This is a genomic window from Streptomyces sp. NBC_00490 (assembly GCF_036013645.1).
Classification (GTDB): domain Bacteria; phylum Actinomycetota; class Actinomycetes; order Streptomycetales; family Streptomycetaceae; genus Streptomyces; species Streptomyces canus_F.
Map to the genome: position 1 here is coordinate 5,994,905 of NZ_CP107869.1, position 26,417 is coordinate 6,021,321.

Here is a 26,417-nt window from a genome sequence, read left to right on the forward strand (position 1 = left end):
CCGATGTCCTTTCCTCTGCTGACAGCGACGGCGGCGCTCCCGGCGATCGGCGCGATCGCCACGGCCGCCGTACCGGCCGCGCAACGCACCGCAGCCAAGTGGCTCGCGCTGCTCGTCTCGCTGGCGACCCTCGTGCTCGCCGCGATCGTCCTGGTCCGCTTCGACCCGGACGGCGACCGTTACCAACTCACCGAATCCCACTGGTGGATCAAGGACTTCGGGGTCAAGTACGAGCTGGGCGTGGACGGCATCGGGGTGGCGCTCGTCGCGCTGACCGCGCTGCTGATCCCGTTCATCATCCTCGCGGGCTGGCACGACGCCGACCCGCTGGAGACCGGGAACACCCGGTGGCGGCCGACGCAGGGCTTCTTCGCCCTGATCCTGGCCGTCGAGGCGATGGTGATCATCTCCTTCGAGGCCACCGACGTCTTCCTCTTCTACATCTTCTTCGAAGCCATGCTCATCCCGATGTACTTCCTCATCGGCGGCTTCGGGGACCGGGCCCACGCGGGCACCGACGAGAAGGCGGCGGCCCAACGCTCGTACGCCGCGGTCAAGTTCCTCCTCTACAACCTGGTCGGCGGTCTGATCATGCTGGCCGCGGTGATCGGCCTGTACGTGGTCGCCGGGAACTTCAGCCTGCAGGAGATCGCCGAGGCGCGGGCCAACGGCTCGCTCGACATGGCGACGAACACCGAACGCTGGCTGTTCCTCGGCTTCTTCTTCGCCTTCGCGGTGAAGGCGCCGCTGTGGCCGCTGCACACCTGGCTGCCCAACGCGATGGGGGAGGCCACCGCTCCGGTCGCCGTCCTCATCACGGCGGTCGTCGACAAGGTCGGCACCTTCGCGATGCTCCGCTTCTGCCTCCAGCTCTTCCCGGAGGCCAGCAAGTGGGCGACGCCCGCGATCCTCGTCCTGGCGGTGATCAGCATCGTCTACGGGGCGCTGCTCGCGGTCGGCCAGCGGGACATCAAGCGGCTGGTGGCGTACGCGTCGATCTCGCACTTCGGCTTCATCATCATGGGCATCTTCGCGATGACCAGCCAGGGCCAGTCCGGCGCGACGCTCTACATGGTCAACCACGGTATCTCGACGGCCGCGTTGATGCTGGTCGCCGGGTTCCTGATCTCGCGGCGCGGCTCGCGGCTCATCGCCGACTACGGCGGGGTGCAGAAGGTCGCCCCGGTGCTCGCCGGCACCTTCCTGATCGGCGGACTGGCGACGCTGTCGCTGCCGGGGCTCGCACCCTTCGTGAGTGAGTTCCTGGTCCTGGTCGGCACGTTCTCGCGCTACCCGGCGATCGGGATCATCGCCACCTTCGGCATCGTCCTCGCCGCGCTCTACACCCTCGTCCTCTACCAGCGGACGATGACGGGCCCGGTGAAGCCCGCGGTCGCGACAATGCCCGACCTGCGGGTGCGGGAACTGGTGGTGGTCGCGCCGCTGGTCGTCCTGCTGATCTTCCTGGGCGTCTACCCGAAGCCCGTCACCGACATCGTCAACCCGGCGGTCAAGGCGACCATGTCCGACGTCCAGAAGAAGGACCCCCAGCCCGAGGTGGAGGCGGCCAAGTGAGCGCAACAGCCGTCCACAGCCTGTGGACAACCGCGGCCGATCCGATCTCGAAGATCGATACGCCGAAGATCGAATACGCACAATTGTCACCCACGCTGATCGTGCTCGGCGCGGCGATCATCGGGGTGCTCATCGAGGCGGCGGTACCGCGCAAGCAGCGGTACTACGCCCAGGTGTTCGTCTCCGCAGTAGCGCTGATCTCGGCCTTCGCCGCGGTCGTCGCGCTCGCGCAGGGCGGATACGCCACCACCAAGGCGGGCATCGTCGCCATGGGCGCGATCGCCGTCGACGGACCGGCACTCTTCCTCCAGGGCACGATCCTGCTGGCGGGACTGGTCGGCCTGTTCACCTTCGCCGAACGGCGCCTGGACCCGGTGGAGCACGGAAAACAGGTCGACTCCTTCGCCGCGCAGGCCGCCTCCGTACCGGGCAGCGACAGCGAGAAGGCCGCGGTGAAGGCCGGGTTCACCACCACCGAGGTGTTCCCGCTGCTGCTGTTCGCCGTCGCCGGCATGCTGATCTTCCCGGCGGCCAACGACCTGCTGACGCTGTTCGTCGCGCTGGAAGTCTTCTCCCTGCCGCTGTACCTGATGTGCGCCCTGGCCCGCCGCAAGCGGCTCATGTCGCAGGAGGCCGCGGTCAAGTACTTCCTCCTCGGCGCCTTCGCCTCCGCGTTCACCCTGTTCGGCATCGCACTGCTGTACGGGTACGCGGGCTCCGTGTCGTACGCGAAGATCGCCCAGGTCGTCGACGGCACGGTCACGAACGTCGACCCGGCCCTCGCGGACACCATGGGCAACGACGCGCTGCTGCTGATCGGCGCCGCGATGATCGTCATGGGCCTGCTGTTCAAGGTCGGCGCGGTCCCCTTCCACATGTGGACGCCGGACGTCTATCAGGGCGCTCCGACGCCGGTGACCGGGTTCATGGCGGCGGCGACCAAGGTGGCCGCGTTCGGCGCGCTGCTGCGGATCCTCTACGTCGTACTGCCGGGCCTGCGCTGGGACTGGCGGCCGGTCATGTGGGGCGTCGCGATCGTCACCATGCTCGGCGGTGCGATCGTCGCGATCACGCAGACCGACATCAAGCGACTGCTGGCGTACTCGTCGATCGCGCACGCGGGCTTCATCCTCGCGGGCGTCATCGCGACCACGCCGGACGGCGTCTCGTCCGTCCTCTTCTACCTGGCGGCGTACTCGTTCGTCACGATCGGCGCGTTCGCCGTGGTGACGCTGGTACGCGATGCCGGAGGTGAGGCGACGCACCTGTCCAAGTGGGCCGGCCTCGGACGCCGTTCGCCCCTCGTGGCCGCCGTGTTCGCGGTGTTCCTGCTGGCCTTCGCCGGCATTCCGCTGACCTCCGGGTTCGCCGGGAAGTTCGCCGTGTTCAAGGCGGCGGCGGAAGGCGGCGCGGCGCCGCTGGTCGTGGTCGGCGTGATCTCGTCGGCCATCGCGGCGTTCTTCTACATCCGCGTCATCGTGCTGATGTTCTTCAGCGAGCCGCGGCCCGAGGGCCCGACGGTCGCCGTGCCGTCGCCGCTGACGATGGCGGCGATCGGGATCGGCGTGGCGGTCACGCTGGTGCTCGGTGTGGCGCCGCAGTACTTCCTGGACCTGGCGAACCAGGCGGGAGTGTTCGTGCGCTGACCCGGGGTGCCCGTACCCCGGAGCCTGTACGGCGGCCCCGGTTCCCTTCGAGGGAACCGGGGCCGCCGCGTTGCGCTCAGGACGTCCCGTCGAGGTCGTCGAGGCTGGCCACCCAGTCAGGCAGGGTGGCCGTGGTGGTCGTGGTCGCCGGTGTCGGCGCGCCCGGACACGTCACGGTGGGGTTGAAGGGTTCGAAGAACCCGTCGGGGTTGTCCTCGTAGATCCACGCGTGAAGCGTGTAGTAGCCGGGCACCTCGGTGCTGCGGAACGTCTCGCCGAACAGCGTCGGCGCGGCCTGTCCCGTGTTCTTGACGGCCCATGCCACTCCGACCAGATCACGGTCGCTCGTGTCGGAGCCGCCTTGGTACAGCAGGACCTCCGGCTTGCCGGCATCGACGACGTCGTCGGCGAGGTACTCCGCGTTGACGTACCGGTAGCCCATCTCGGGCACACAGGTGTCGGTGCGGGCCCAGCCGTCCGGCGGGGCGAGCGGCTCGTAGGCGGATGTGGCGGTGTTCGTGTACGTCGGGACCAGGTCCACCCAGACGAACGGGTCGGGCTCGGGCGCCGCCTGCGCGGGGGCGGCGGTCAGGGAGAGAGCGCCGGCTATCGCCATGGTGATGGCGGCCTTGAGGGGCCGAGAGGACATGATGGGGCTCCTTGAAGCGGAAGAGGCGCGCGTTCCTGTGAGACACGCCGTCCGGTGAGGGGCGGGTCTCCCCTGACCCGCCCGAGCAGCATGTCCCGGCGACCACGACGGCGCCATGTGACGGAGGCCATTCGCATGACCGCGGAGAGTCACGGGACGAGCCTGTGGATAACTCCGGCGTTGTCGGTGCGGACCCCTATCGTGGACGCAGTGGTCGAGGGACCACGTACGGGGGACAGGGCTATGCGCGGGATGGGTGGGATCAGCGAGATGCCAAGGACGACCGAGGTGGCAGACACGGCCGAGAGTGAGGCGCTGGCCACGCTGCACCGGGTCTTCGGGTACGAGGCCTTCCGCGGCGAGCAGGGCGCGGTCATCGAGCATGTGATCGCGGGCGGCGACGCCGTGGTCCTCATGCCGACAGGTGGCGGCAAGTCACTGTGCTACCAGATCCCGTCCCTGGTCAGACCCGGTACCGGCATCGTGGTCTCACCGCTCATCGCCCTGATGCAGGACCAGGTGGACGCGCTCAGGGCGCTCGGCGTGAACGCCGGGTTCATGAACTCCACGCAGGACTTCGACGAGCGGCGGGTGGTGGAGGCGGAGTTCCTTGCGGGCGAGCTGGACCTGCTCTATCTGGCACCGGAGCGGCTGCGGCTCGACTCCACGCTGGACCTCCTCTCGCGCGGCAAGATCTCGGTCTTCGCGATCGACGAGGCGCACTGCGTGTCCCAGTGGGGCCACGACTTCCGCCCCGACTACCTGTCCCTCTCCCTGCTCGGTGAGCGCTGGCCCGACGTCCCCCGGATCGCGCTGACCGCGACGGCCACGCACGCGACCCACCAGGAGATCACCCAGCGGCTGAACATGCCGACGGCCCGGCACTTCGTGGCGAGCTTCGACCGGCCCAACATCCAGTACCGGGTCGTACCCAAGGCCGACCCGAAGAAGCAGCTGCTGACCTTCCTGCGGCAGGAGCACGAAGGCGACGCGGGCATCGTGTACTGCCTCTCGCGCAACTCGGTCGACAAGACGGCGGAGTTCCTGAGCAAGAACGGCATCGAGGCCGTGCCCTACCACGCGGGGCTCGACGCGGGCACCCGCGCGGCGCACCAGTCGCGGTTCCTGCGCGAGGAGGGCCTGGTCGTGTGCGCGACCATCGCCTTCGGCATGGGCATCGACAAGCCGGACGTCCGCTTCGTCGCCCACCTCGACCTGCCCAAGTCGGTCGAGGGCTACTACCAGGAGACCGGCCGCGCCGGACGCGACGGACTGCCGTCGACGGCCTGGATGGCCTACGGACTCAACGACGTCATACAACAGCGCAAGCTGATCCAGTCCGGCGAGGGCGACGAGGCGTTCCGCCGCCGGGCCGCCTCCCACCTGGACGCGATGCTGGCGCTGTGCGAGACGGCCCAGTGCCGGCGCGGCCAGTTGCTGAACTACTTCGGCCAGGAGCCGGACCCGTCAGGTTGCGGCAACTGCGACACCTGCCTCACCCCGCCGGAGACCATCGACGGCACGGTCGCCGCGCAGAAGGTGCTGTCGACGGTGGTGCGACTGCAGCGCGAGCGCGGCCAGAAGTTCGGCGCGGTGCAGATCGTCGACATCCTGCTGGGCAAGCGCACCGCCAAGGTCATCCAGTTCGACCACGATCAGCTGTCCGTGTTCGGCATCGGCGAGGAACTCTCCGAGGGCGAATGGCGCGGCGTCGTCCGCCAGCTGCTGGCACAGGGACTGCTCGCGGTCGAGGGGGAGTACGGCACGCTGGTGCTGACCGAGGCGAGCGGCGCGGTGCTGCGGCGCGAACGCGACGTACCGCTGCGCAAGGAGCCGAAGAAGCCGGTCACCGCGAAGACCGCCGGATCCTCTTCCGGACGGGGCGAACGCAAGGCGAAGGCCGCGGCGGTGGAGCTGCCCGAATCGCTGATGCCGGCCTTCGAGGCGCTGCGGGCGTGGCGGGGCGAGCAGGCGCGCGAGCAGGGCGTCCCGGCGTACGTCATCTTCCACGACGCCACGCTCAGGGAGATCGTGACCGTGTGGCCGACATCGGTGGCACAGCTCGGGACGGTCGGCGGCGTCGGCGAGAAGAAGCTGGTGACATACGGCGAGGGTGTGCTGGCGGTTCTGGCCGGACTCGGCGACAGCCCTCCGGCCGCGGGGGCGCCGAGTCCGGAGAGCCATGCGGATCCGGGTGCCGACCACTGGCCCGAGATGGACGAGGAACCGGAGCCCGACTGGACCTAGGAACGGGCCGCGGGCGCCGATTCCGCCTCCGGCGCCGGAGACGGACAGGGGCTCCGGCGCCGGCCTGGTCACAGTGCTCGGGTCGCGTACGCCCTGACGTCCGCGTCCGAGTCCGTCGTCGCCGTGGCCAGGGCCGCGCGGGCGTCCCCGGTGGCCGTGTGGCGGGTCAGGGCCAGGACCGCCGCCTTGCGGACGTCGGCGTTCGGGTCGGCGAGGGTCTTGGCGAGGGCGGGGACGGCGACATCCGGGTCGGCCGCGGACAGGGCGGTCGCCGCTCCGGACCGTACCTGCCAGGCCGGGTCGTCGAGGGCGGTCACCGCACGGGCGGCGAGGGGTCCGTGGCAGCCCGTGGTGCCCAGTGCGGCGTAGGCGGCGGCACGGACCAGGGCGTCGGCGTCCGCGGTGAGGTCGGCGAGAGCGGTGAGAACGGCAGCGACGGGATGTTCCGTCGACACCGTCGCCAGGCTCTTGGCGATCGCGACCCGGACCTCGCGGGACGGCTCGGACGGTGCCGCGTGGGCGAGTTGCTCCGCGGCGTCGACCGAGACGAGGGCGCGTACCGCCTCGATGCGGACGGCGATGTCGGGGTCGGTCAGCGAGCCGGCGAACAGCTCCGTGTCGCCCAGCCGCAGGGCGCGCAGCACGTCGAGGGCGGCTGCGCGGACGACCGGGTCGGGCTCGGCGAGGGCGGCGGCGAGGCCGTCGCGGAGGGCGGGTTCGGGCGGCAGCGTCTCGACGAGCTCGCGCAGTGAGGCCGCGGCGGCGGCGCGTACCTCGGCGGCGGAGTCGCGGAGGGCCTCGGCCAGGGCGGGGCCCGTCCCCAGCGGCAGCGCCTCCGTCAGCACGGCGACGGCCTCGCGTCGCACGGCGGGCACCGGGTCGCTCAAGTACGGCCGCAGGGCGCCGAGTTCGGGCTCCTGCTCGGCGAGGGCGACGAGTTCGAGGAGGCGGGCGGAGGAAGTCTCGGGGGTGGGGTGGGTGGGGAGGGGGAGGGGCCCCCTCCCCGACAGCGACGCTGGCTCCGACACCGACACCGACTCCGCCGCCCCCACCGACTCCGCCCCACCCGCCCCCACTGGCACCCCCGCCGCCATCGGCGCTCGGTCCCGGGAACCGGCCGTCGCCACGTCCTCCGGATGCACCTCGCCCAGCTGCCGGGAGGGACCGCCAGTGGGGGCGAACTCGTCGACGGGGACCAGGTAAGGGGCCACGGGACGGGCCGTGAACTCCATCGTGCCGGAGGGGGACTTGTGCAGGTCGAGGTGGTGGAACCAGGAGGCGTCGTCGCGCTGGGGGTGGTCGAGGCGGTCGTGGTAGAGGCCCCAGCGGGACTCCGTGCGGGCCAGGGAGGCGCGCGCGGCCATTTCCGCGCAGTCGCGGATGAAGGAGACCTCGGCGCAGCGCATCAGTTCGTGCGGGGTGCGGGCGCCCATCTCCGCGATGTCGGTGTGCATCCGCTCGAAGGCTTCCAGGGCGAGCGAGAGACGGGCGCCGGACTTCGGCGGGGCGACGTAGTCGTTCACGAAGCGGCGCAGCTTGTACTCGACCTGGGGCTGCGGCGGGCCGTCCGGGTTGCGCAGCGGGCGGTAGATCAGCTCGTGGGCCTCGCGGAGTTGGTGAAGAGGCAACTCGCCCTCGTAGGGCCGGAACCGGGCGGCGTCCGCGCCCGCCAGGTCGCCGAAGACGAAGGCGCCGATCATGTAGTTGTGGGGGACGCAGGCGAGGTCACCGGCGGCGTAGAGGCGGGGGACGGTCGTACGGGCGTGGTCGTCCACCCGTACTCCCGAGGCCGAATGCCCGCCGCACAGGCCGATCTCGGAGATGTGCATCTCGATGTCGTGGGTGCGGTAGTCGTGGCCGCGGCCGGAGTGGAAGGTGCCGCGGGAGGGACGTTCCGTGGAGTGCAGGATCGACTCCAGGGCCGATATCGACTCCTCCGGCAGATGGCTCAGCTTCAGGTACACCGGGCCCCGGTCCGAGGCGACCTCCGCCGCGAATTCCGCCATCATCTGGCCCGACCAGTAGTCGGAGTCGACGAAGCGTTCGCCGTGCCGGTTGACCTGGTAGCCGCCGAAGGGGTTGGCGACGTAGGCGCAGGCGGGGCCGTTGTAGTCCTTGATCAGCGGGTTGATCTGGAAGCACTCGATGCCGGTGAGCTCGGCGCCCGCGTGGTACGCCATGGCGTAGCCGTCGCCCGCGTTCGTGGGGTTCTCGTAGGTGCCGTACAGGTAGCCGGAGGCCGGAAGGCCCAGGCGGCCGCAGGGGCCGGTGGCGAGGATGACGGCGCCCGCGCGGACCGTCACGAAGGCGCCGGTGCGGGTGTTGAAGCCGACCGCGCCCACGGCCCGCCCGTCCTCGGGAGCGGTGAGCACCCGGACCGGCATCACCCGGTTCTCGATGCGGATCCGCTCCCGCATCTCGCGTCGGCGCAGCTGCCGGTACAGGACCTTCTTGACGTCCTTGCCCTCCGGCATGGGCAGCACGTAGGAGCCGGAGCGGTGGACCTGGCGGACCGCGTACTCGCCGTGCTCGTCCTTCTCGAACTTCACACCGTAGGACTCCAGTCGCTGCACCATGGCGAAGCCGCGGGTGGCGGTCTGGCGGACGGTGGACTGGTCGACGATGCCGTCGTTGGCGCGGGTGATCTCGGCGACGTAGTCGTCGGGCTCGGCGCGGCCCGGGACGACCGCGTTGTTGACGCCGTCCATGCCCATGGCGAGGGCGCCGGAGTGCCGGACGTGGGCCTTCTCCAGGAGGATCACGTCGGCGCCGTGCTCGGCGGCGGTCAGGGCGGCCATGGTGCCGGCGGTGCCGCCGCCGATGACGAGGACGTCGCAGCTCAGCTCCTCGGCGTCGGTGAGTGCGGGAATCTCCAAGGGGGTGTTCACGGAGGCGGTCACCAGGGGGCCTTTCAGGTACCGAGCGAGGTGAGGACTTCGCGCCGCAGGGCCAGGCGCGCGGGATCTTCGTGGGCCGTACGGTCACGCGGGTGGGGTATGTCGCGTACGGCGGTGAGGCGGCCGGCGCCGAGGAGGGCCACGCGGTCGCCGAGGAACAGGGCCTCGTCCACGTCGTGGGTGACGAAGACGACGGTCGCGCCCGTGCCCCGCAGCACCTCCACGAGCAGGTCCTGCATGCCGGCGCGGGTCTGGGCGTCGAGCGCGCCGAAGGGTTCGTCCATCAGGACGGCGCGGGGCGCTCCCGCGAGGGCCCGGGCCAGCTGGGCGCGTTGGCGTTGCCCGCCGGAGACACGGTGCGGCAGGTGCCGGGCCCGGTCGGCGAGTCCTACGCGGTCCAGCCAGGATTCGGCCTGGGCGCGGCGTTCGGTGCGGGGGACCCTCTTGACGGCGAGGGGGAGTTCGACGTTGGCCCGCAGGGTGCGCCAGGGCAGGAGGGCGTCCTCCTGGAAGACCAGGGCGCGGTCCGCGGCCGGGGCGGTGATCGGGTGGCCGTCCTGCTCCACGGTTCCGTCGAGCGGGGGCAGCAGCCCGGCGAGGGTGCGCAGCAGCGTCGACTTGCCGCAGCCGGAGGAGCCGACGACGGTCAGGATCTCGCCGGGCGCGATGTCCAGGTCGACACCGGACACGGCGGGGGCGCCGGGGCGTCCGAGACCGGCGCCGGTGAGGGTGAGGCGGGTGCCGCGGACCGGGGCGGCGGCCGGAGCCTCGCCCCCGGAGGCGGGCCGCTCGGGGGTGGCGCCCGTCCTGGTGCCGGACGCGTGCGCGGTGGTGCCGGTGACGCCGGTCGGCCCGGAAGTCTTCGAGGTCGCGCCGGTCGTGCCGGGTGTCGTGGATGCCTCCGAGGTTGCGTCCGTCGTCCTGGTTGTCCTGGACGTCAGCGAGGCCGCGCCGGTCTGCCCGGAAGCCTCCGAGGTCGTCGCGGTCGCCGCGGTCGCCGCGGTCGTACCGATCGCCCTGGACGCCTCCGAGGCCGGGTCCGTTGTGCCGGTTGTTCCGGACGTCGGCGAGGTCGCGTCGGTGGACGTGGTTGTGCCGGAAGCCTTCGAGGTCGTGGCGGTCGTGCCGGTTGCCCCGGAAGCCGCCGAGGTCGTGCCCTTCGTGCCCCTCACCGTGGGCGCCTCCGAGCCCGTGCCCGCCGCGGCCGACCCTTCACCGATCGTGCCGGTCGTCTCAGACGAGGTGCTCATCGCGTGCCTCCTCGGTCCTGGGGTGGGGGCCCTTGTCCTTGGGCCTGTCGTGCACGGCTCCCTCGTCCGGGGCCCCGGTGTCCATGAACCCCGGGGCCGGCGGAGCCGGCGGCACCGTTCTCGCGGACCCCGCAGCTCTCGGTCGAGGGGTCGTCCCCACGTCGTACGACGTCCGTGGCAGCCACCGTGTGAGTCGGCGGCCCAGTGCCTCGACCGCCGTGGAGGTGAGCCAGCCGAGGATGCCGATCGTGACCATGCCGACGAAGACGCCGGGGTAGTCGACGACCGTGTAGTCCTGCCAGGTGCGGTAGCCGACGCCGTACTGGCCGGAGATCATCTCGGCGGAGATCACGCAGATCCATGAGACGCCGATGCCGACCGAGAGACCGCCGAAGATGCCGGGAAGCGCGCCCGGCAGGACGACCGAGGCGAGGATTCGTGACCGTCCGCCGCCCATTGTCAGCACCGCCTCCTCCCAGGCGGGGGTGAGTGCGCGGACCGCGTGCCGGGTGGAGACGAGGACCGGGAAGAACGCGGCGGTGAAGGTGATGAAGACGATGCCCTGTTCGTTGGAGGGGAACAGGAGGATCGCTACGGGGACCAGGGCGATCGCCGGGATGGGGCGGATCACCTCGAGGACCGGTCCGAGCAGGTCCTCGGCGAGGCGGGAGCGTGCCACGAGCACGCCCGTCGCCACACCGAGCACCGCGGCGAGCAGGAAGCCGCTCAGGATGCGGGTGAGGCTGTCGGTGAGGTCGGTCCAGTAGTCGGGGCCGGCGAGCCGGTCGGCGAAGGTGCGGGCGACGTCGGTGACGGTGGGGAACTGCGAGAAGCGCAGCCACAGGTCGATGTCGAAGCTGGTCAGCAGCTGCCACACGCCGAGGGCGACCGCGAGCGAGGCGGCCCGCAGGGTGAGGCGGCCGGCCCGGCGTGGATACCGGGGCGCCCGCCGCGCGTACCGGCTCACGACGCCTGCTCCAGCGCGGCGGCGTACGGGACGACGCGGGCGCCCTCGTGTGCGCCGATGTACGCCTGTGCGGTGGCCGGGGCGACGAAGGGCAGCAGATCCTTGCCGTCGCTCACCCAGAGCGCCTTGTCGGCGAACCACAGGGTGCCGGTGGTGGCGTCGGGGACGTACGCGGCGCGGATGCCGGACCTGTGCTCGGCGACGTAGGCCAGCAGTTCGGCCGGGGTGCTGAAGGCGCGGGTCCTGGAGGCGCCCTTGGGCCAGACCTCGCCGGCGGAGGCCGGGGGAGCGGTGGCGAGCCGCTTCGCGTAGTCGGCGCCCAGGGCCTTCTTGACGTACTGGTCGTCGACGAAGGCGTCCACGTCCACGTCGCCGGTCAGTTTGGCCGACTTCAGGACCGAGACGTCCTCCTTCAGGGCGGAGATCAGCTGGGGCTTGATCGCCGGGTCGAAGGTGGAGATGCCGTGGGCGCCGTTGTAGAGGTAGACGACCTCGGCGGGCAGGCCGGTGGCATCGGCGACCTTCTCGGCGGCGGCCACGGGGTGCTCGTCGAGGTAGTCCGTGGCCTCGGCCTGGGCCTTGAGGAAGGCCTCCAGGACGGCGGGGCGCTCCTTGGCGAAGTCCTCGCGGGCGGTGACGCCGTGGAAGGTGGGGAGGTTCAGCTGGGCCCCGTCGTAGAGGGCTTTCGCCTTGCCCTGGTAGGCGAGCAGGCCGGGCCAGGCGACGAACTGGGAGAGCGCGTCCGTGCTGCCGGCGGAGAGGGCGGAGGCGCCCACCGCGGGCTGCTGGTTGAGCTTCTCGATGCCCTGGTCGGGGTCGATGCCGGCGCGTTGCAGGGCGCGGACGAGGGTGCCGTCGGCGGCGGAGCCGACGCTGGTGGACACCTTCTTGCCCTTGAGGTCCGCGAGGGAGGCCAGCTTGGAGTCGGGGGCGGTGACGATGGTGTTGAGGCCGCCGCGGAGGTTGTAGCCGGTGACCGAGACGAGGTGGGTCGGCTTGCCGAGCTGTTTGCCGCGGGCCGCGTTGATGAGGAGCGGGAAGTCGCCCATCGAGCCGATGTCGATCTTCCCGGCGGTCATCTGGGCGGTGATGGGGGCGCCGGTGGCGTAGTCCTGCCAGTCGACCTTGTAGGTCTTGCCGTCGCCCAGCGAGTTGAGCTGCTTCTCGAAGGAGCCGAGGGAGCGCAGCAGGGTGCCGGCGGTGACGGTGTTGATGGTCTTGGACTGGTAGCCGACGGTGACGGTGACCGTGGAGCCGTCGCCGGCCCGGGCGCTGCCGCCGCAGGCCGTCAGGGGAGCGAGCAGCAGCACCAGGGAGGCGGCGATTGCCTTGTGTTTCATGGGAGTCGGGGGCCTTTCACCGGAGCAGATAGGGCATGTTGACCGTGACGGCTCCGGTGGGACAGCGGGCCGCGCAGGGGCCGCAGTACCAGCATTCGTCGACGTGCATGTAGGCCTTGCCGCTGCTGTCGTCGATGGCGAGGGAGTCCAGCGGGCACATGTCCACGCAGAGCGTGCAGCCGTCGATGCACTTCGACTCGTCGATGGTCACGGGCACGTCGGCCCGCTGGGGCGCCAAGGGCATGGCTGTCTCCAGAGATGTCCTGAGATTTTCCGCGCGGTGGTGAACCGGGCGGGATCTGCCGAACGATGAAGAGGTGGGAGGGGGGTGGTCACAGGGAGCGGTGCAGCAGGCCGCTCATGGTGATGCGGTCGCCGCGGAAGCGGATGAACTCCAGGTCGACCGGGCGGCCGTCGGCGAGGTGGGTGAGGCGTTCCAGCATGAGGACGGCCGCGCCGCGCGGGGCCTCCAGTACGGCGGCGGAGTGGGTGTCCGCGTTCACCGCCTCCAGGGTGATCTCGGCGTGGCCGAGGCGCTGACCGGTGATCGTCTCCAGGAGGCGGAAGACGTCGGTGTTCTCCAGGTCGGCGCCGAGCAGGGCGGTGCCGATGTCGAGCGGGATGTAGGTGAGGTCCAGGGAGAGGGGAAGGCCGTTCAGGCGGCGCAGGCGTTCGATGTAGAGGACGTCGGTGCCGGGTGTGACCTGGAGGCGTTCGGCCACCGGGGCGGGTGCGGGGGCGGGGCCCATCGTGCGGACCTCGTTGGTGACGGTGCCGTGTTCGTGGAGGGTTTCCGCGAGGCCCATCAGTCGGTCCAGGCCGTGGGGGTACTTCTGCGCGACGACCACGGTGCCCACTCCGGGCAGGCGGTCGACGAGACCTTCGGCGCGCAGCAGGTCCAGGGCCAGGCGGACCGTGTTGCGTGAGGCCCGGTAGTCGGTGGCCAGGGTCGACTCGTGGGGGAAGGTGTCGTCCGTGAAGCCGCCGGTGAGGATCTGGTGGCGCAGGAGGTCGGCGAGTTGCCGGGCCTGGTCCGCGCGCAGCCGGCGGCGCGCACGGTGGGCGGCGACGGTGGTCGCGCCCTGGCCGGCGTGGTCGCGGATGCGGTCGGAGGGAGGCATGCCAGGAACCATAGCGAGGAGGTAGGAAAAGGGGTGTTGCGGCAGTGTTGCGCCACCTGCCGGGGTGTCAGGCGCGCGGCTGACCTGCGTAAACGGCTGCCGTTGAGCAAGATCTGCCAGGTCAGGCCAGTGCTGTCAGCCCTGGGCCGAACGCGATCAGGAGGGGCAGCAGGGGGACCAGGGCCGCCACTGCCGCCGTGAGTGCCCGGTGTCGGCGCAGCAGGCGCGGCCGGGGTTCCAGCAGCCGGTCGACCCGTTCGCCCAGCAGGCGGTGGCTGGAGGAGCAGGACAGGACGCCCCGGTGCTGGTTCAGCTCGATCAAGGCCAGGGCGGTGGTGAGGTGGCCGCAGCGGCGGGAGGCCGTGTCGTCGGCGGCCAGTTCGACCAGGCGGTGGGTCTCGTCGCAGAAGTGGGCGAACACGGGCACGCGGGGGAAGCCGGTGGCGAGGGCGGTCGAGAGGTGGAGCAGCCAGTCGTGGTGGGAGCGGGCGTGGTCGCGCTCATGGGTGAGGACGGCGTCCAGCTGGTGGTCGGTCAGGCGGTGCAGGGCGCCGGTCGTCACCACGAGCTGGGGCGGGCTGCCCGGCATCCACCAGGCGTCGGGGTATTCGTCCTCCAGTACCAGCAGGGGGCCGCGCGCGGCCTTCTCCAGGCCGCCGGGCAGTTCGGGGGCGCGTTCGCGCAGCTGCGCCCTGGTCACGCCGCGGTGGCGGCGCGCCTCCACGAGCTCGCGGGCCAGCATCGCGGTCGTCCAGGCGGCCCCGCAGGCCAGCAGGAGGGTCAGCAGGGCCGCCCAGACGGGGGCGGCGGACAGGTCGTAGGCCGCGGTCACCGCCGGTGGCGCGGGGGCGAAGACATGGTCGCGGACCGTGTGGAAGACGGCGGCGGCGCCGAGCACCAGGGCCGTCAGACAGCACATCAGGACGGTGGCGACCAGGCACTGCCACACCCAGAGCCCCACCACGGGTTCCCGTTCGGGCCAGGCGGCCCGGGTCAGCGCACGGGGGGCGGGCACGGCGGCGGCCAGCGCGACGGCGCTCAGCAGGAGCAGGCAGAACGTCATTCCACGGGCTCCGGATCCGGTCGGTGGAGGAGGCGGCTACAGGTGGGCCGACGTGTTCGTCAGCTGTGTCGCCCGCCGCCAGTATGACGGCGGCGGGCGGTGCATGGCATACCTCGGGAGGCCTCCCGTTCCGTACTTCAACCCGCCGTCGGCCACGTCACCGCGACACCACCTGCCCCACGACCTCACCCAGCCCCACCCGCACCCCGTCCGGCCCCGGTGCCCACGCCGACAGGGTCACCACGTCCCCGTCCTCCAGGAAGGTCCGTTTGCCGTCGGGGAGTTCGAGGGTGTCGCGGCCGTTCCAGGTCAGTTCCAGCAGGGAGCCGCGTTGGTGCTCGGAGGGTCCGCTGACGGTTCCGGAGCCGTAGAGGTCGCCGGTCCGCAGGGAGGCGCCGTTCACCGTCATGTGGGCCAGTTGCTGCGCGGCGGTCCAGTACATGGTGGAGAAGGGGGGCTCGGAGACCAGGTGCCCGTTGATCGACACGGAGATACGGAGGTCGTAGCCGCCCGGACCGTCCCCGGGGGCCGAGTCGTCGAGGTACGGCAGCAGTTCGTGGGTCCGCTCCGGTGGCGCCACCCGCGCCTCCTCCAGCGCGTCCAGCGGGGTGATCCACGCGGAGACCGAGGTGGCGAAGGACTTGCCGAGGAACGGGCCGAGGGGGACGTACTCCCAGGCCTGGATGTCGCGCGCGGACCAGTCGTTGAGGAGGCACAAGCCGAAGACGTGCTCGCGGAAGTCGCCCAGCGCCACGGGCGAGCCCATGGCCGAGGGCACGCCGACCACGAAGCCGACCTCCGCCTCGATGTCCAGGCGGACCGACGGGCCGAAGACGGGTTCCGTGTCCGAGGGGGCCTTGCGCTGGCCGGACGGTCGTACGACGTCCGTCCCCGACACCACGACCGTGCCCGAGCGGCCGTGGTAGCCGATCGGCAGGTGTTTCCAGTTGGGGGTCAGGGAGTCCGCGGCGTCGGGGCGGAAGATCTGGCCGACGTTGCGGGCGTGGTTCTCGGAGGCGTAGAAGTCGACGTAGTCCGCGACCTCGAAGGGCAGGTGCAGGGTCACCGAGGAGAGCGGGTGCAGGAACTCCTGGACGACCGACTGGTGCGAGGGCACGGTCACCCATGCCGTCAGGGCCCGCCGTACGTCCGACCACGTGGTGCGGCCCGCCGCGAGCAGCGGGTTCAGGGACGGCCGGGCGAGCAGGGTGGCGTACGGGGAGCCCAGGGCGTGGGCCGCCGCGCCGGCGTCGAGTACGTGGTCGCCGAGCCGGACGCCGACGGTCCGGTCGCCCTGCTCTCCCACGGAGAAGACGCCGTACGGAAGGTTGTGCGGGCCGAAGGGGTCGCCCTCGGGGAGATCGAAGGGGGGCATGGGGTGCTGCCTCGCTCTCAATCGCTGCGTGTGCCATGTGGTCGCGCCACACGTTACGGCCGAGTCGCTGGTCTTGGCAGGGCCTGAAGAATCCTTAATGTCCGGATAGGGCGGCGGCATGGAGTTCGCGGCACCGCGGCCGGTGAGGCGTACGGCGGCTGCGCGCGGTCAGGAGTCGGGCAGCTGGGCCCGCTGCCACGCCATGAACTCCTCGATCAGTTCAGGCGGGTTGGCGGCCTCGGTGGCATGGAGCTCCCAGCCGGGGCAGTCCATGTCGAACACGACCACGGGTATCGGACGGCCGAAGGTCTTCTCGATCACTCCGTCGGCGTGCAGATGGCGGGCGAGGTCGATGACGGCGTCGTAGAAGTGCAGACGGAGAAGGTCCGACCTGGCCTCGACCTCGCCCTCGTCGACCTCTCCCTCGTCCCCCTCGTCCCCCTCGTCCCCGGAGTCGAACCAGGCGCCGAGTCGCCGGACCTCCGCCTCGTGGACCCGGGCGCCGACCGGGTCCACGGGGACGTTCCCGAGTTTCTCGAAACCCTCGAGGATCCAGCAGGCGTAGTTCCAGCGGGCCTCGCCGGGGTCTTCCGGTCGCCGCTCCCGTTCGTACTGGCTCTCCGTGTTGTAGCCGATGTCGACGTAGGGGTGACGCTCGTCGTAGTCGACGCGCCAGATGTTGAAGGCCAGGGTGTAGATCTCGGCCTTCAGCTCATCGGGTATGCGCTCCAGCACGCCGACCGCGGCCGTCCGCAGATGGTTCAGAAAGGTCTCCGGCTGATCCGTCACCCCGCGAGCATCCCACCCGCGCTGGCACGGCTCCACCGGGTAAAGCCCGGTCAGCGCCCCGCCGAGGAGAGTTACGACCGGTAGCGGCCCAGCGTCCGCAGCCCCGGCAGTGCCCTGTCGTCGAAGTCGAACAGCGCCAGGTTCTCCCAGGCGTTGCCCGATCCCGGGTCCTGCGGGTTCCAGCCGCTGCCTGCGCGGTAGGTCCACGCGCCTTCCCAGTAGCAGTAGCCGAGGCCCTGTCCGCCGGGGACGGCGGCGGCGAGGTCGGCGACCGCGCGCAGCCAGGCGGCCTGGCCCTCGGGGGTCGCGGGGAAGCCGGGGGTGAGCTGCGAGGGGCTGTTGAGGATGTCGTTGATGTCGTCCTCGCTGCCCAGCGTGAACGGGTACGCGGTCTCGGCGATCACGACCGGCTTGCCGTAACGGGCGGTGAGGTCCGCGAAGTTGGCGGCGGCGGTCTCCAGGGTGCCGTGCCAGAACGGGTAGTACGACTGGGCGATGATGTCGAAGTCGAGGCCGTAGGACACCGCGGTGTCGAACCACCAGCGGGACGTGCCGTTGTCGCCGCCCGCGGCGATGTGCAGCATCGTGCGGATACGCGGCGAGGTGTCGCGGGCGGCGCGCAGGCCGGACTTCAGGAGGGCGGCCAGGTTGCCCCAACCCCCGCTGTCGCTGCCCCAGTTCTTGCCCTCGGGCCAGAGCATGCCGCCGTTGATCTCGTTGCCGACCTGCACGAGGTCGGCCGGGGTGCCCTGCCGCTTCAGGGCGCCGAGCACATCGGCCGTGTGGTCGTAGACGGCGCGCGTCAGACCCGTGATGTCCAGGTCCGCCCACGCGGCCGGCTTCGTCTGGTGCGCCGGGTCGGCCCAGGTGTCGGAGTAGTGGAAGTCGATCCAGATGCCGATGCCGGCCCGTCTCAGACGGCGGGCGAGCGGCAGGACGCGGGCCTTGTCGTTGTAGCCGTCGACCGGGTTCACCCAGACCTTCAACCGGGCGTGGGTGATGCCCGCGTGGGCGAGGAGGCGGACCGGGTCCTCGCGGCGGCCGTCGGCCGTGCGGTACACGGCGCCGTGGTCCTCGTTCTTGGGCAGCGAGGAGATGTCCATGGCCCGGATGTCCAGCCCACGGCGACCGCCCGCGGAGGCGGCCGCGGGTGCCGCCCCCAGCACGGGAACGGCCAGCGCGGCGGCTCCCGCAGCGGTGAGAACACTGCGTCTGCGCATGTTCTGTTCCTCTCAAAGCGCTCAGGTCGACGTAGCCAAAGGATCAGCACGGCTCGCGTATCTGTGAGCGTGCACAGAATCAGGAGTCCCGGCAATCCGCGAGCAACATGTAGGTAACCCGACGTCCCCTTCCTTGACAAGGGGTTGAAACGCTTCTCTGCTGTGCACGCTCACAGCGACAGCGGGCTCGCTCGCGCGCTCGGCCGGTTCGCCTTCGATCGTGACTGCTGACGAGAGGCTCGACCTGGGCGTCGAACCGGAGCCGACGTCAACGGATGTGAAGGGTGCAGCCGTCCGGTTCGCGTCGAGTCGCTGGGGGTTTCCATCCGTATTCTCTGATCATGGCCGCACCCACCGCATATTCACTCGTCGCCACTGACCTGGACGGAACCCTGCTCCGGGGCGACGACACGCTCTCCGACCGTTCGCTCGCCGCGCTCGCGCGAGTGGCGGAGGCCGGGGCCCGGCATCTGGTGGTGACCGGCCGGCCGGCCCCGAGAGTGCGGCCGCTCCTCGACGACCTGGGCAGCACGGGGCTCGCGGTGTGCGGGCAGGGCGCGCAGGTGTACGACGCCGGCGCGGACCGTCTGCTGTGGTCGGTGACCCTGGACCGGGAGTTGGCCGAGACCGCGCTCGGCAAGATCGAGGCCGAGGTCGGTCAGGTGTACGCAGCCGTCGACCAGGACGGCGTCGACGGCCTCACGCTCATCGAGCCGGGCTATCTGATGCCGCACCCCACCCTCCCCGCCGTACGGGTCGACCGCCGCGACGACCTGTGGTGCGCGCCCATCAGCAAGGTCCTGCTCCGCCACCCCGCCCTGTCCGACGACGAGTTGGCGGCGACGGCCCGTGGAGTCGTCGGTTCCCTCGCGACGGTGACGATGTCGGGCCCCGGCACCGTCGAACTCCAGCCATGCGGCATCACCAAGGCGACGGGCCTCGCCCTGGCCGCCGATCACCTGGGCCTCGGCCCCCAACACACCATCGCCTTCGGCGACATGCCCAACGACATCCCCATGTTCGACTGGGCGGCTCACGGGGTCGCGATGGCCAACGCCCACCCCGAACTCAAGGCCGTGGCCGACGAGGTGACGATGTCGAACGAGGACGACGGCATCGCCGTCGTCCTCGAAAGACTCTTCCGACAGGCTTAGGCCCCTGTCGGCCTAGTACGCGCCCCACACGTTGTCGATCGACCCGTACCGCTGCGCCGCGTAGTTGCAGGCGGCGGTGATGTTGGCGACCGGGTCGTAGGGGTCCCACGAGGTGCCGGACACGTGGTACGCCTGGAAGGTGGGGTCGATCACCTGGAGCAGGCCCTTGGAGGGGGTGCCGGCGGCCGCGTTGGAGTCCCAGTTGTTGATGGCGAAGGGGTTGCCGGACGACTCGCGGATGATGTTGCGGTAGATGCTGTCGTACGACCCGGGGATGCCGTTCTGGGCCATGACCTGGAGCGACGCCCGGATCCAGCCGTCGAGGGTGTCGGTGTAGCCCAGCGAGGTCGCCGTGGCCACGGTCGGGGTGGCGGCGGAGGCGCTGGTCGCGCCGATGACCGGGAGCGCGAGCACCGCGATGCCGGTACCGGCGACGGCGAGCTTGCGGGCGAGGCGGGACGTTCTGGTGCGACGGTGCTGAGCGGCAGCAGGCATGACGGTTTCCTCTCCTGCGCCTGCGAGGTGAGCTGTCGGGTTCGGGCGGGAGCTGCCCGGCCGGGCCGCCGTACGGCGACACGACTTCACCCCAAGCCGGTCCGTTATGTCCGGCGACTTACCTGGTTCCCCCGCTCCTGCCGTGAGTTCTCGTAGGTGAGCGGTCTCCGGGCGGCGGCAGGATTCGGCGTTCCGCCCGGCCGGGAACGTATGCGAGAGCACATGTCCGGAACAAGTACCGGATTCACACAACAGGCCCATTGACCTCGGTCTGAGGCGTATGGGGTGCTTGATCCTTTGCGACCGCCAATCACCAACTGGCTTTCGGGCAAAGCGGATCGGCGGAGGTGATCTCACAGGCCGTCCACAGGATGAAGTGACTCAAGTCACTGAAGATGAAGTCCGGCCGCAAATCGGGCAATTAGCCTTAACCGGCCGTTCTCGGAATGTCCCAGGGGAGTTGACGCCGAGCGGCTCGGACTACTCGGGCTCGTCGAAGGTGATGCCGTCCGCCGACTCACGGGATCGCACCGAAAGTTCGAGAAAACTGCCCGGCGAACCGGATGCGGTGCCCGGGCGGGAAAGCGTGCCCGATGCCGTTCAGCTCGAACGCCACCTCCTCGGACGTCCCCGGCTCCCACGACACCGCCCGGTCCCGCCCGTGCCGCGCCGACAGCTCAGCGCACCCCGGGGGCCAGCGTCGACGAACCGTCCGGCGCCACATCGCGGAGCCGGTCCTGCCCTCTGTGACCCTGCCCGGCCGGCGACGCGGGAAGCCCGCTCGTCCACCGCGCGGGCGGAGCCACGCCCAGGCCCACCCGGGTCATCCGCTCGGCGAGCCGGCCCCGCCCGAGGGCGACACCGCCTTCTTCGGTCGGCCGAAAGGCCTGCTCGCCCTGGTATCCACGTCTGCTTCCGGGGAAGTCGGAAGATATCCGTTCTTTTCAGGTGATCAAAAACATACCGGTCGTGATCCGATACCACCCGTGCTGCACGGGTGGGCGGCAGCGGTGATCGAAACGTGACCGGATACGCTGACTTGAGTGAGGGCAGCGACCTATCGACAAACCGTGTAATCGCCAGTAGACACCAGCAGACAGGAGACCCCTCGTGACCGTCGTCGGGCCGTTCGGGCTGAGCGTGCGGGACCAGGCTCTGGAAGCCGATGTCCAGGCCGGATTGGCGGCCGTCGAGGAGGGTTTGCTCGAAGCCACCAAGAGTGAGGTCCCGTTCATCACGGAGGCCGCGCAGCACCTCGTACGGGCGGGCGGAAAGCGCTTCCGTCCGCTGCTCGTGATGCTCGCCGCCCAGTTCGGCGACCCCGACGCCCCCGGAGTCGTGCCGTCGGCCGTGGTGGTGGAGCTGACCCACCTGGCGACGCTCTACCACGACGACGTGATGGACGAGGCGTCCGTGCGGCGCGGGGTCGACAGCGCGAACACCCGGTGGGGCAACTCGGTCGCGGTCCTCACCGGCGACTTCCTCTTCGCCCGCGCCTCCCACATCCTGGCCGACCTCGGTCCGGAGGCGGTCCGGGTGCAGGCCGAGGCGTTCGAGCGGTTGGTCACGGGCCAGATCCTGGAGACCGCGGGGCCGGTGGACGGCCGGGACCCGGTCGAGCACTACCTGGACGTGCTCGGCGGCAAGACCGGCTCGCTGGTCGCGGTGTCCTGCCGGTTCGGCGCGATGATGTCGGGCGCCGACGAGACGGTGGTCGACGTGCTGACGCAGTACGGCGAGCGGCTGGGCGTCGCCTTCCAGCTCGCGGACGACGTCCTGGACATCGCCTCGGACTCCCGTGAGTCCGGCAAGACCCCGGGGACGGATCTGCGCGAGGGCATCCCGACCATGCCGGTGCTGCGACTGCGGGAGCGGGCGGCGCGGCTGGGCCTCGCGGAGGACATCGCGCTGTGTGAGCTGCTGGACTCCGACCTGGCCGACGACGCGCGGCACGCCGAGGCGCTGACCAAGCTGCGGGCGCATCCCGCGCTGGAGCAGGCGCGGCGGGACACGGTGCGGTTCGCGGAGGAGGCCCGGGCGGCGCTCGCTCCGCTGCCGGAAGGCGATGTGAAGGCAGCGCTCATGGAGATGTGCGACGCGGTGGTGCACCGGGCGGGCTGACCCACCCGCGGTGCATGTGACGTACGTCACCAACCTGGACTGAGTCCAATCTAAGATCAACCCCGTATTCATGCCCAGAAGCTGACGCAGGGGGCGTCAGCTGCAATACGGGGAGAAATCAGAATCATGGGCATGAACGCGACGTTCTCCAAGCGCCGTAAGAGCCTCGTCGTCGCCGCCGTAGCGGTGGCCGCCGCCGGTGGTGTCGCCGCCTCGGTGATTCCCGCCTTCGCCGCCGGAGGTGACCGCGCCGACCACGCGGGCCACTCGGGCGGCGAGAGCGTCGTCAGTCAGAGCGGAGCCCTCGGCGGCAGCGGCGGCACGATCCTCGCCGCGAGCCTCCGGGGCGCCAGCGAGGTGCCCGTCCAGGGCGGCCCCGCCGTGAACGACGAGGACGGCGCCGCACTGGAGTTCATCAAGGTCAAGGGCGACAAGGTGTCCGTCGCCGTGACCTGGCGCGGCACCGGCAGGCCCACCCTGCTCCACATCCACCAGGGCGCCAAGGGCACCAACGGTGGCGTCAGGGTCGACTTCACCAAGCTGCTCGACAAGGCCAAGGGCCACAGCGTCACCGGCACCGTGAAGGTGAAGGACGGCGCACTGCTCGACGCCCTGAAGTCCGACCCCGGCGCGTTCTACGCCAACCTGCACACCGCCGAATTCCCCGGCGGAGCCGTCCGCGGCCAGCTCCACCAGGTCACCGTCGCGGGCTTCGACTTCCGGGACGCGCTGCACAATTTCCAGGCGTCCGTCGTCAAGGGCCGGCAGATCTACGAGTGCAAGCCGGTCGAGGGCGGCGGGTACGCCTTCGCCCAGCGGGACGTCAGCGCCGCGCTCGCCGGCCACATCGCGCACTCCTTCGTCGAGCCCAACTCCGGTACCCCGCAATGGATCGCGCGGGACGGCAGCGCGGTCACCGGCTCGGTCGTCTCCCGCACGCCGAACGGCGACGGGAACATCCCCGAGCTGGACCTCAAGGCCACGCAGTCCGGCAAGCACCACGGCCTGCTCGCCGACACCACCGAGATCCTGCGCCTGAACACCGTCGGCGGCGTCGCCCCGGCCGGCTCCTGCACACCCGGCGCGATCGTCGGCGTGCCGTACCAGGCGGACTACGTGTTCCTGCGCGGCTGATCCACCGACGTAAAAGGCGGCGTCTCCCCTCGCGACCCCTACGGGTCGGGGGAGGCGCCGCCTCCATGTGTCATACCGCAGGTGTACGTGGAGTTGAGCCCGGGGGCTGACGTATCGCCCGGTCGGATTTGGTCAGATGGGAACCACGGGAAAACACCACTCCTCACCGATTCGGGTGAGAATGGCGGCTACGGGGTGGACGAGTGGAGCAGTTGAAAGCCGCCGCCGATCACGGAGGTAGGGCACACATGGCACCGTACGGATCCGACGACAGCACGACGCCGGACGAGACCGACGACCTGCGCGCCGGAAGGCGCAGGGCCGCGCGGTACGTCGTCCCGGTCGCGGTCGTGGGAGTGGCTGCGGCGACCATCGGGCTGGTCCCGGCGCTCGCCGATTCCGGCGACCCCGATCTGCCGAAGATCAGCGCACAGCAACTCATCGAGAAGATCGCCGCGTCGGACGTGGAGCAGCTGTCCGGCACCGTGAAGATCACCACGGATCTGGGGCTGCCGGACTTCGGCGGGCTGGAGAACAGCCTGACCGGCGCAGGCGGCGGTTCGGGATCGGGTGACGGTTCGTCGGCCGATCCGACGTCCAAGCTCACCGAACTCGCCACCGGCACGCACACCCTGCGCGTCGCGGCCGACGGCGAGGACAAGCAGAAGCTCTCGCTCCTGGAGAACGCGGCGGAGTACAGCCTCATCCACAACGGCAAGGACGTGTGGGGCTACGACAGCGGGACCAACGAGGTCTTCCACGGCACCGCCGACGACAGCGACGGCAAGGGCAAGAACGACAAGGGCGAAGAGGTCCCGGCCACGCCCAAGGACCTCACCGAGGACGCCCTCAAGGCGGTCGACGACACGACCTCGGTGACCGTCGAGGGCACCGCGCACGTCGCGGGCCGCGACGCCTACCGGCTCGTCATCAAGCCCAAGGACTCCGGGTCCACCGTCGGACAGGTCACCGTGGCCGTGGACGCGAAGACCGGGCTGCCGCTGAAGTTCACGCTGACCCCGGCGAGCGGCGGCGCGGCCGTCGTCGACGCCGGCTTCACCCAGATCAGCTACGCCAAGCCGGCCGCGTCCACCTTCGACTTCACGCCTCCCAAGGGCGCGAAGGTCACCGAGGAGGACGCCGCCGCGGCACCTGAGCGCCACTCCGGCGACTCCGGCCGCTCCGGTGGCTTCTCCGGCGACGAGGGCTTCGCCCCGGGCGGCCCCGACGGGCTGGACGTCATCGGCGAGGGCTGGACCTCCATCGCCACCTTCGACACCGGCGGCGAGGGCATCCCGTCCGGCTCCGAGGCCGGCGGCGCCTTCGGCGGCTTCCTCGACTCGCTCGGCGACAAGGCGAGCGGCAAGTTCGGCGAGGGCACGGTGTTCAAGACCCGGCTGATCAACGCCCTGATCACCGACGACGGCAAGGTCTACGTCGGCGCGGTGACCAAGGACGCGCTGGTGAAGGCAGCCAACGAGGCCAAGTAACCACCGCACGCGCACGACGGATCGAGGGAGCCGATGGACCAGCCGCCCGCCACGGAGCCGCAACCGGAGGGCGACGGTGACAGCGCGGACGTGGGTGACACCGTCATCCACACCCGCGCCCTCACCAAGCGCTACCGCGGCGGGCAGCTCGCCGTCGACGGTCTCGACCTGACCGTCCCGGCCGGCAGCGTCTTCGGCTTCCTCGGCCCGAACGGCTCGGGCAAGACCACCACCATCCGCATGCTGATGGGCCTCATCGAACCGACCTCCGGGTCGGCCCGGGTGCTGGACCGCCCCATGCCGCGCTCCTCGCGCGCCGTACTGCCGCACGTGGGCGCGCTCATCGAGGGCCCGGCCCTCTACGGCTTCCTCTCCGGCCGCGACAACCTCATCCGCTACGACGCCGCCGACCCGACCGCCGACCCCCGCACCCGGCGCGCACGCGTCGCGACGGCACTGGACCGGGTGGGCCTGGCGGCCGCGGCCGGCAAGAAGGCCAAGGCGTACTCGCTCGGCATGAAACAGCGCCTGGGCCTCGCGGCGGCCCTCCTGCAACCCCGCAAGCTCCTCGTCCTCGACGAGCCGACCAACGGCCTCGACCCGCAGGGGATGCGTGAAATCCGTTCCCTGGTGAGGGAGTTGGCCTCGGACGGCACGACGGTCTTCCTGTCCTCGCATCTGCTGGACGAGATCGAGCAGGTGTGTACCCACGCGGCCGTGATGGCCCAGGGCCGCCTGATCACCCAGGGCCCGGTGGCCGACCTGGCGGCGGGGACGCGGGGACGGCTGGTGGTCACGACCCCGGACACGGGGGACGCGGCGCGGGTGCTGAAGGAACAGGGCGTCGCGGATGTCGTGGTCGCCGAGGACCGGGTGACCGCGGATCCCCCGGACGGCGAACTGGCCGACATCAACGCCGCGTTGGTGGGAGCGGGCGTGCGCGTACGGGCCTTCGGAGTGGAACGGGCCTCGCTGGAGGACGCCTTCGTGGCGCTGACGGGAGAGGGCTTCGATGTCGCGGGCTGAGGTCCCGGTCAAGCCGAGTCCGTTGTGGACCTTCGGGTTGTTCCGCAGTGAGCTGATCACCACCTTCCGCCGCTGGCGCACCCTCGCGCTCCTCGGCGTCCTCGCGGCCGTACCGATTCTCGTCGGCATCGCCGTGAAGATCGAGACGGGCGACGGCGGCCCCCGAGGAGGCGGCGGTGGCGGCCCCGCCTTCGTCTCGCAGATCACCAACAACGGCCTGTTCCTGGTCTTCACCGCACTCGCCGCCACCCTTCCCTTCTTCCTCCCCATGGCCATCGGCGTCATCGCGGGCGACGCGATAGCCGGTGAGTCGAACGCCGGCACCCTGCGCTACCTCCTGGTCGCCCCGGCCGGCCGCACCCGCCTCCTCCTCACCAAGTACGCGACGGTGATGACCTTCTGTCTCGTGGCCACCCTGGTGGTCGCGGCCTCGGCGCTCACGGTCGGCGCCCTGCTCTTCCCGCTGGGGGACCTGACCACCATCTCCGGCACGGAGATCAGCTTCGGCGAAGGCCTCGGCCGGGCCTTCCTGATCGCCCTGGTGGTCGCCGCGTCACTGACCGGCGTGGCGGCCCTCGGTCTGTTCGTGTCGACGCTGACGGGCAGCGGCATCGCCGCGATGGCGACGACCGTGGGTCTGCTCATCACGGTCCAGATCCTCGACCAGATCCCCCAACTGCACGCGCTCCAGCCGTACTTCTTCTCCCACTACTGGCTGTCCTTCGCCGACCTCATGCGCGAACCCGTCTACTGGGACGACCTGGTGAAGAACCTCGGCCTCCAGGCCCTGTACGCGGCGGTCTTCGGCTCGGCGGCATGGGCGAGGTTCACGACGAAGGACATCACGGCCTGAGCACC

Annotated in this window: 21 protein-coding genes, 1 pseudogene and 1 riboswitch; of the genes and pseudogenes, 9 read left to right on the forward strand and 13 right to left on the reverse strand. The window is 70.8% G+C overall.

Translation table 11 applies throughout. The features are described from left to right. The first annotated feature begins 3 nt into the window (after positions 1 to 3). Entirely contained in the window at positions 4 to 1,575 is a 1,572-nt protein-coding gene (locus OG381_RS27360) for an NADH-quinone oxidoreductase subunit M (protein WP_327718731.1), read from the forward strand. Next, the gene (gene nuoN, locus OG381_RS27365; RefSeq protein ID WP_327718732.1) at positions 1,572 to 3,221 is read left to right on the forward strand and encodes an NADH-quinone oxidoreductase subunit NuoN; all 1,650 of its coding nucleotides are present in this window, start codon (positions 1,572 to 1,574) and stop codon (positions 3,219 to 3,221) included. The genes OG381_RS27360 and nuoN overlap by 4 nt, the downstream gene beginning before the upstream one ends. A gap of 76 nt (positions 3,222 to 3,297) precedes the next feature. Here nuoN and OG381_RS27370 read toward each other — a convergent pair whose 3' ends face one another. Then, the gene (locus tag OG381_RS27370) at positions 3,298 to 3,870 is read right to left on the reverse strand and encodes a hypothetical protein (RefSeq protein WP_327718733.1); all 573 of its coding nucleotides are present in this window, start codon (positions 3,868 to 3,870) and stop codon (positions 3,298 to 3,300) included. Positions 3,871 to 4,113: 243 nt separating this feature from the next. On the opposite strand from OG381_RS27370, the gene recQ reads away from it, so the two are divergent. Further along, on the forward strand, positions 4,114 to 6,117 hold the full coding sequence (gene recQ, locus OG381_RS27375; protein ID WP_327718734.1) for a DNA helicase RecQ: 2,004 nt from the start codon (positions 4,114 to 4,116) through the stop codon (positions 6,115 to 6,117). 68 nt (positions 6,118 to 6,185) lie between these two features. Here recQ and OG381_RS27380 read toward each other — a convergent pair whose 3' ends face one another. The 10 genes from OG381_RS27380 to OG381_RS27425 form a co-directional block, all read right to left on the reverse strand. After that, on the reverse strand, positions 6,186 to 9,017 hold the full coding sequence (locus OG381_RS27380; RefSeq protein WP_327718735.1) for a fumarate reductase/succinate dehydrogenase flavoprotein subunit: 2,832 nt from the start codon (positions 9,015 to 9,017) through the stop codon (positions 6,186 to 6,188). Between the two features lie 11 nt (positions 9,018 to 9,028). Then, complete coding sequence (locus OG381_RS27385) at positions 9,029 to 9,955, reverse strand: ABC transporter ATP-binding protein (protein WP_443062046.1); 927 nt, start codon at positions 9,953 to 9,955, stop codon at positions 9,029 to 9,031. A gap of 292 nt (positions 9,956 to 10,247) precedes the next feature. Next, entirely contained in the window at positions 10,248 to 11,231 is a 984-nt protein-coding gene (locus OG381_RS27390) for an ABC transporter permease (protein WP_327718736.1), read from the reverse strand. Then, the gene (locus OG381_RS27395) at positions 11,228 to 12,571 is read right to left on the reverse strand and encodes an ABC transporter substrate-binding protein (protein WP_327718737.1); all 1,344 of its coding nucleotides are present in this window, start codon (positions 12,569 to 12,571) and stop codon (positions 11,228 to 11,230) included. The genes OG381_RS27390 and OG381_RS27395 overlap by 4 nt, the downstream gene beginning before the upstream one ends. A gap of 16 nt (positions 12,572 to 12,587) precedes the next feature. Next, a complete protein-coding gene (locus OG381_RS27400) occupies positions 12,588 to 12,815 on the reverse strand; it encodes a 4Fe-4S dicluster domain-containing protein (protein ID WP_016437651.1) in 228 nt (75 codons plus the stop codon). A gap of 88 nt (positions 12,816 to 12,903) precedes the next feature. Then, a complete protein-coding gene (locus OG381_RS27405) occupies positions 12,904 to 13,692 on the reverse strand; it encodes a GntR family transcriptional regulator (protein ID WP_327718738.1) in 789 nt (262 codons plus the stop codon). A 121-nt stretch (positions 13,693 to 13,813) separates the two neighbouring features. After that, positions 13,814 to 14,755: a M56 family metallopeptidase gene (locus OG381_RS27410; RefSeq protein WP_327718740.1), complete on the reverse strand. Its 942-nt coding sequence runs from the start codon at positions 14,753 to 14,755 to the stop codon at positions 13,814 to 13,816. 157 nt (positions 14,756 to 14,912) lie between these two features. Continuing rightward, positions 14,913 to 16,130, reverse strand: coding sequence for a fumarylacetoacetase (fahA, locus tag OG381_RS27415; protein WP_327718741.1), 1,218 nt, complete (start codon positions 16,128 to 16,130; stop codon positions 14,913 to 14,915). Positions 16,131 to 16,298: 168 nt separating this feature from the next. Continuing rightward, the gene (locus tag OG381_RS27420; protein WP_327718742.1) at positions 16,299 to 16,919 is read right to left on the reverse strand and encodes a hypothetical protein; all 621 of its coding nucleotides are present in this window, start codon (positions 16,917 to 16,919) and stop codon (positions 16,299 to 16,301) included. A gap of 71 nt (positions 16,920 to 16,990) precedes the next feature. Further along, entirely contained in the window at positions 16,991 to 18,139 is a 1,149-nt protein-coding gene (locus OG381_RS27425; protein ID WP_327718743.1) for a glycoside hydrolase family 53 protein, read from the reverse strand. A 341-nt stretch (positions 18,140 to 18,480) separates the two neighbouring features. Here OG381_RS27425 and OG381_RS27430 point away from each other — a divergent pair, with 341 nt between their 5' ends. Then, positions 18,481 to 19,293, forward strand: coding sequence for an HAD family hydrolase (locus tag OG381_RS27430; protein ID WP_327718744.1), 813 nt, complete (start codon positions 18,481 to 18,483; stop codon positions 19,291 to 19,293). Between the two features lie 12 nt (positions 19,294 to 19,305). Here OG381_RS27430 and OG381_RS27435 read toward each other — a convergent pair whose 3' ends face one another. After that, positions 19,306 to 19,788, reverse strand: coding sequence for a transglycosylase SLT domain-containing protein (locus OG381_RS27435; protein ID WP_327718745.1), 483 nt, complete (start codon positions 19,786 to 19,788; stop codon positions 19,306 to 19,308). 4 nt (positions 19,789 to 19,792) lie between these two features. Then, positions 19,793 to 19,948: riboswitch (cyclic di-AMP (ydaO/yuaA leader) on the reverse strand. A gap of 323 nt (positions 19,949 to 20,271) precedes the next feature. After that, positions 20,272 to 20,534, reverse strand: a pseudogene (locus tag OG381_RS27440) (CocE/NonD family hydrolase C-terminal non-catalytic domain-containing protein); the annotation flags it as partial. A 364-nt stretch (positions 20,535 to 20,898) separates the two neighbouring features. On the opposite strand from OG381_RS27440, the gene OG381_RS27445 reads away from it, so the two are divergent. The 5 genes from OG381_RS27445 to OG381_RS27465 all read left to right on the forward strand — a co-directional run bounded on the left by OG381_RS27445 (position 20,899) and on the right by OG381_RS27465 (position 26,412). Continuing rightward, complete coding sequence (locus OG381_RS27445) at positions 20,899 to 21,909, forward strand: polyprenyl synthetase family protein (RefSeq protein ID WP_327718746.1); 1,011 nt, start codon at positions 20,899 to 20,901, stop codon at positions 21,907 to 21,909. 132 nt (positions 21,910 to 22,041) lie between these two features. Then, positions 22,042 to 23,043 (forward strand): CHRD domain-containing protein, encoded by a 1,002-nt coding sequence (locus OG381_RS27450; RefSeq protein WP_327718747.1) that lies wholly within the window; start codon positions 22,042 to 22,044, stop codon positions 23,041 to 23,043. A gap of 248 nt (positions 23,044 to 23,291) precedes the next feature. Further along, positions 23,292 to 24,533 carry a LolA family protein gene (locus OG381_RS27455; protein WP_327718749.1) on the forward strand — a complete coding sequence of 414 codons (1,242 nt, stop codon included), beginning with the start codon at positions 23,292 to 23,294 and terminating at the stop codon, positions 24,531 to 24,533. A 33-nt stretch (positions 24,534 to 24,566) separates the two neighbouring features. Next, a complete protein-coding gene (locus OG381_RS27460; RefSeq protein ID WP_307027192.1) occupies positions 24,567 to 25,559 on the forward strand; it encodes an ABC transporter ATP-binding protein in 993 nt (330 codons plus the stop codon). Next, positions 25,546 to 26,412 carry an ABC transporter permease gene (locus OG381_RS27465; RefSeq protein WP_327718750.1) on the forward strand — a complete coding sequence of 289 codons (867 nt, stop codon included), beginning with the start codon at positions 25,546 to 25,548 and terminating at the stop codon, positions 26,410 to 26,412. Before OG381_RS27460 ends, OG381_RS27465 begins: the two co-directional genes overlap by 14 nt. Positions 26,413 to 26,417: the final 5 nt, after the last annotated feature.

Excerpts from the sequence above, each read along its gene's own strand:
- OG381_RS27360 (WP_327718731.1), top strand. The coding sequence starts at position 4 with ATGTCCTTTCCTCTGCTGACAGCGACGGCGGCGCTCCCGGCGATCGGC.
- OG381_RS27370 (WP_327718733.1), bottom strand. The coding sequence starts at position 3,870 with ATGTCCTCTCGGCCCCTCAAGGCCGCCATCACCATGGCGATAGCCGGC.
- recQ (WP_327718734.1), top strand. The coding sequence starts at position 4,114 with ATGCGCGGGATGGGTGGGATCAGCGAGATGCCAAGGACGACCGAGGTG.
- OG381_RS27395 (WP_327718737.1), bottom strand. The coding sequence starts at position 12,571 with ATGAAACACAAGGCAATCGCCGCCTCCCTGGTGCTGCTGCTCGCTCCC.
- OG381_RS27400 (WP_016437651.1), bottom strand. The coding sequence starts at position 12,815 with ATGCCCTTGGCGCCCCAGCGGGCCGACGTGCCCGTGACCATCGACGAG.
- OG381_RS27405 (WP_327718738.1), bottom strand. The coding sequence starts at position 13,692 with ATGCCTCCCTCCGACCGCATCCGCGACCACGCCGGCCAGGGCGCGACC.
- OG381_RS27410 (WP_327718740.1), bottom strand. The coding sequence starts at position 14,755 with ATGACGTTCTGCCTGCTCCTGCTGAGCGCCGTCGCGCTGGCCGCCGCC.
- fahA (WP_327718741.1), bottom strand. The coding sequence starts at position 16,130 with ATGCCCCCCTTCGATCTCCCCGAGGGCGACCCCTTCGGCCCGCACAAC.
- OG381_RS27425 (WP_327718743.1), bottom strand. The coding sequence starts at position 18,139 with ATGCGCAGACGCAGTGTTCTCACCGCTGCGGGAGCCGCCGCGCTGGCC.
- OG381_RS27430 (WP_327718744.1), top strand. The coding sequence starts at position 18,481 with ATGGCCGCACCCACCGCATATTCACTCGTCGCCACTGACCTGGACGGA.
- OG381_RS27435 (WP_327718745.1), bottom strand. The coding sequence starts at position 19,788 with ATGCCTGCTGCCGCTCAGCACCGTCGCACCAGAACGTCCCGCCTCGCC.
- OG381_RS27450 (WP_327718747.1), top strand. The coding sequence starts at position 22,042 with ATGAACGCGACGTTCTCCAAGCGCCGTAAGAGCCTCGTCGTCGCCGCC.
- OG381_RS27455 (WP_327718749.1), top strand. The coding sequence starts at position 23,292 with ATGGCACCGTACGGATCCGACGACAGCACGACGCCGGACGAGACCGAC.
- OG381_RS27460 (WP_307027192.1), top strand. The coding sequence starts at position 24,567 with ATGGACCAGCCGCCCGCCACGGAGCCGCAACCGGAGGGCGACGGTGAC.
- OG381_RS27465 (WP_327718750.1), top strand. The coding sequence starts at position 25,546 with ATGTCGCGGGCTGAGGTCCCGGTCAAGCCGAGTCCGTTGTGGACCTTC.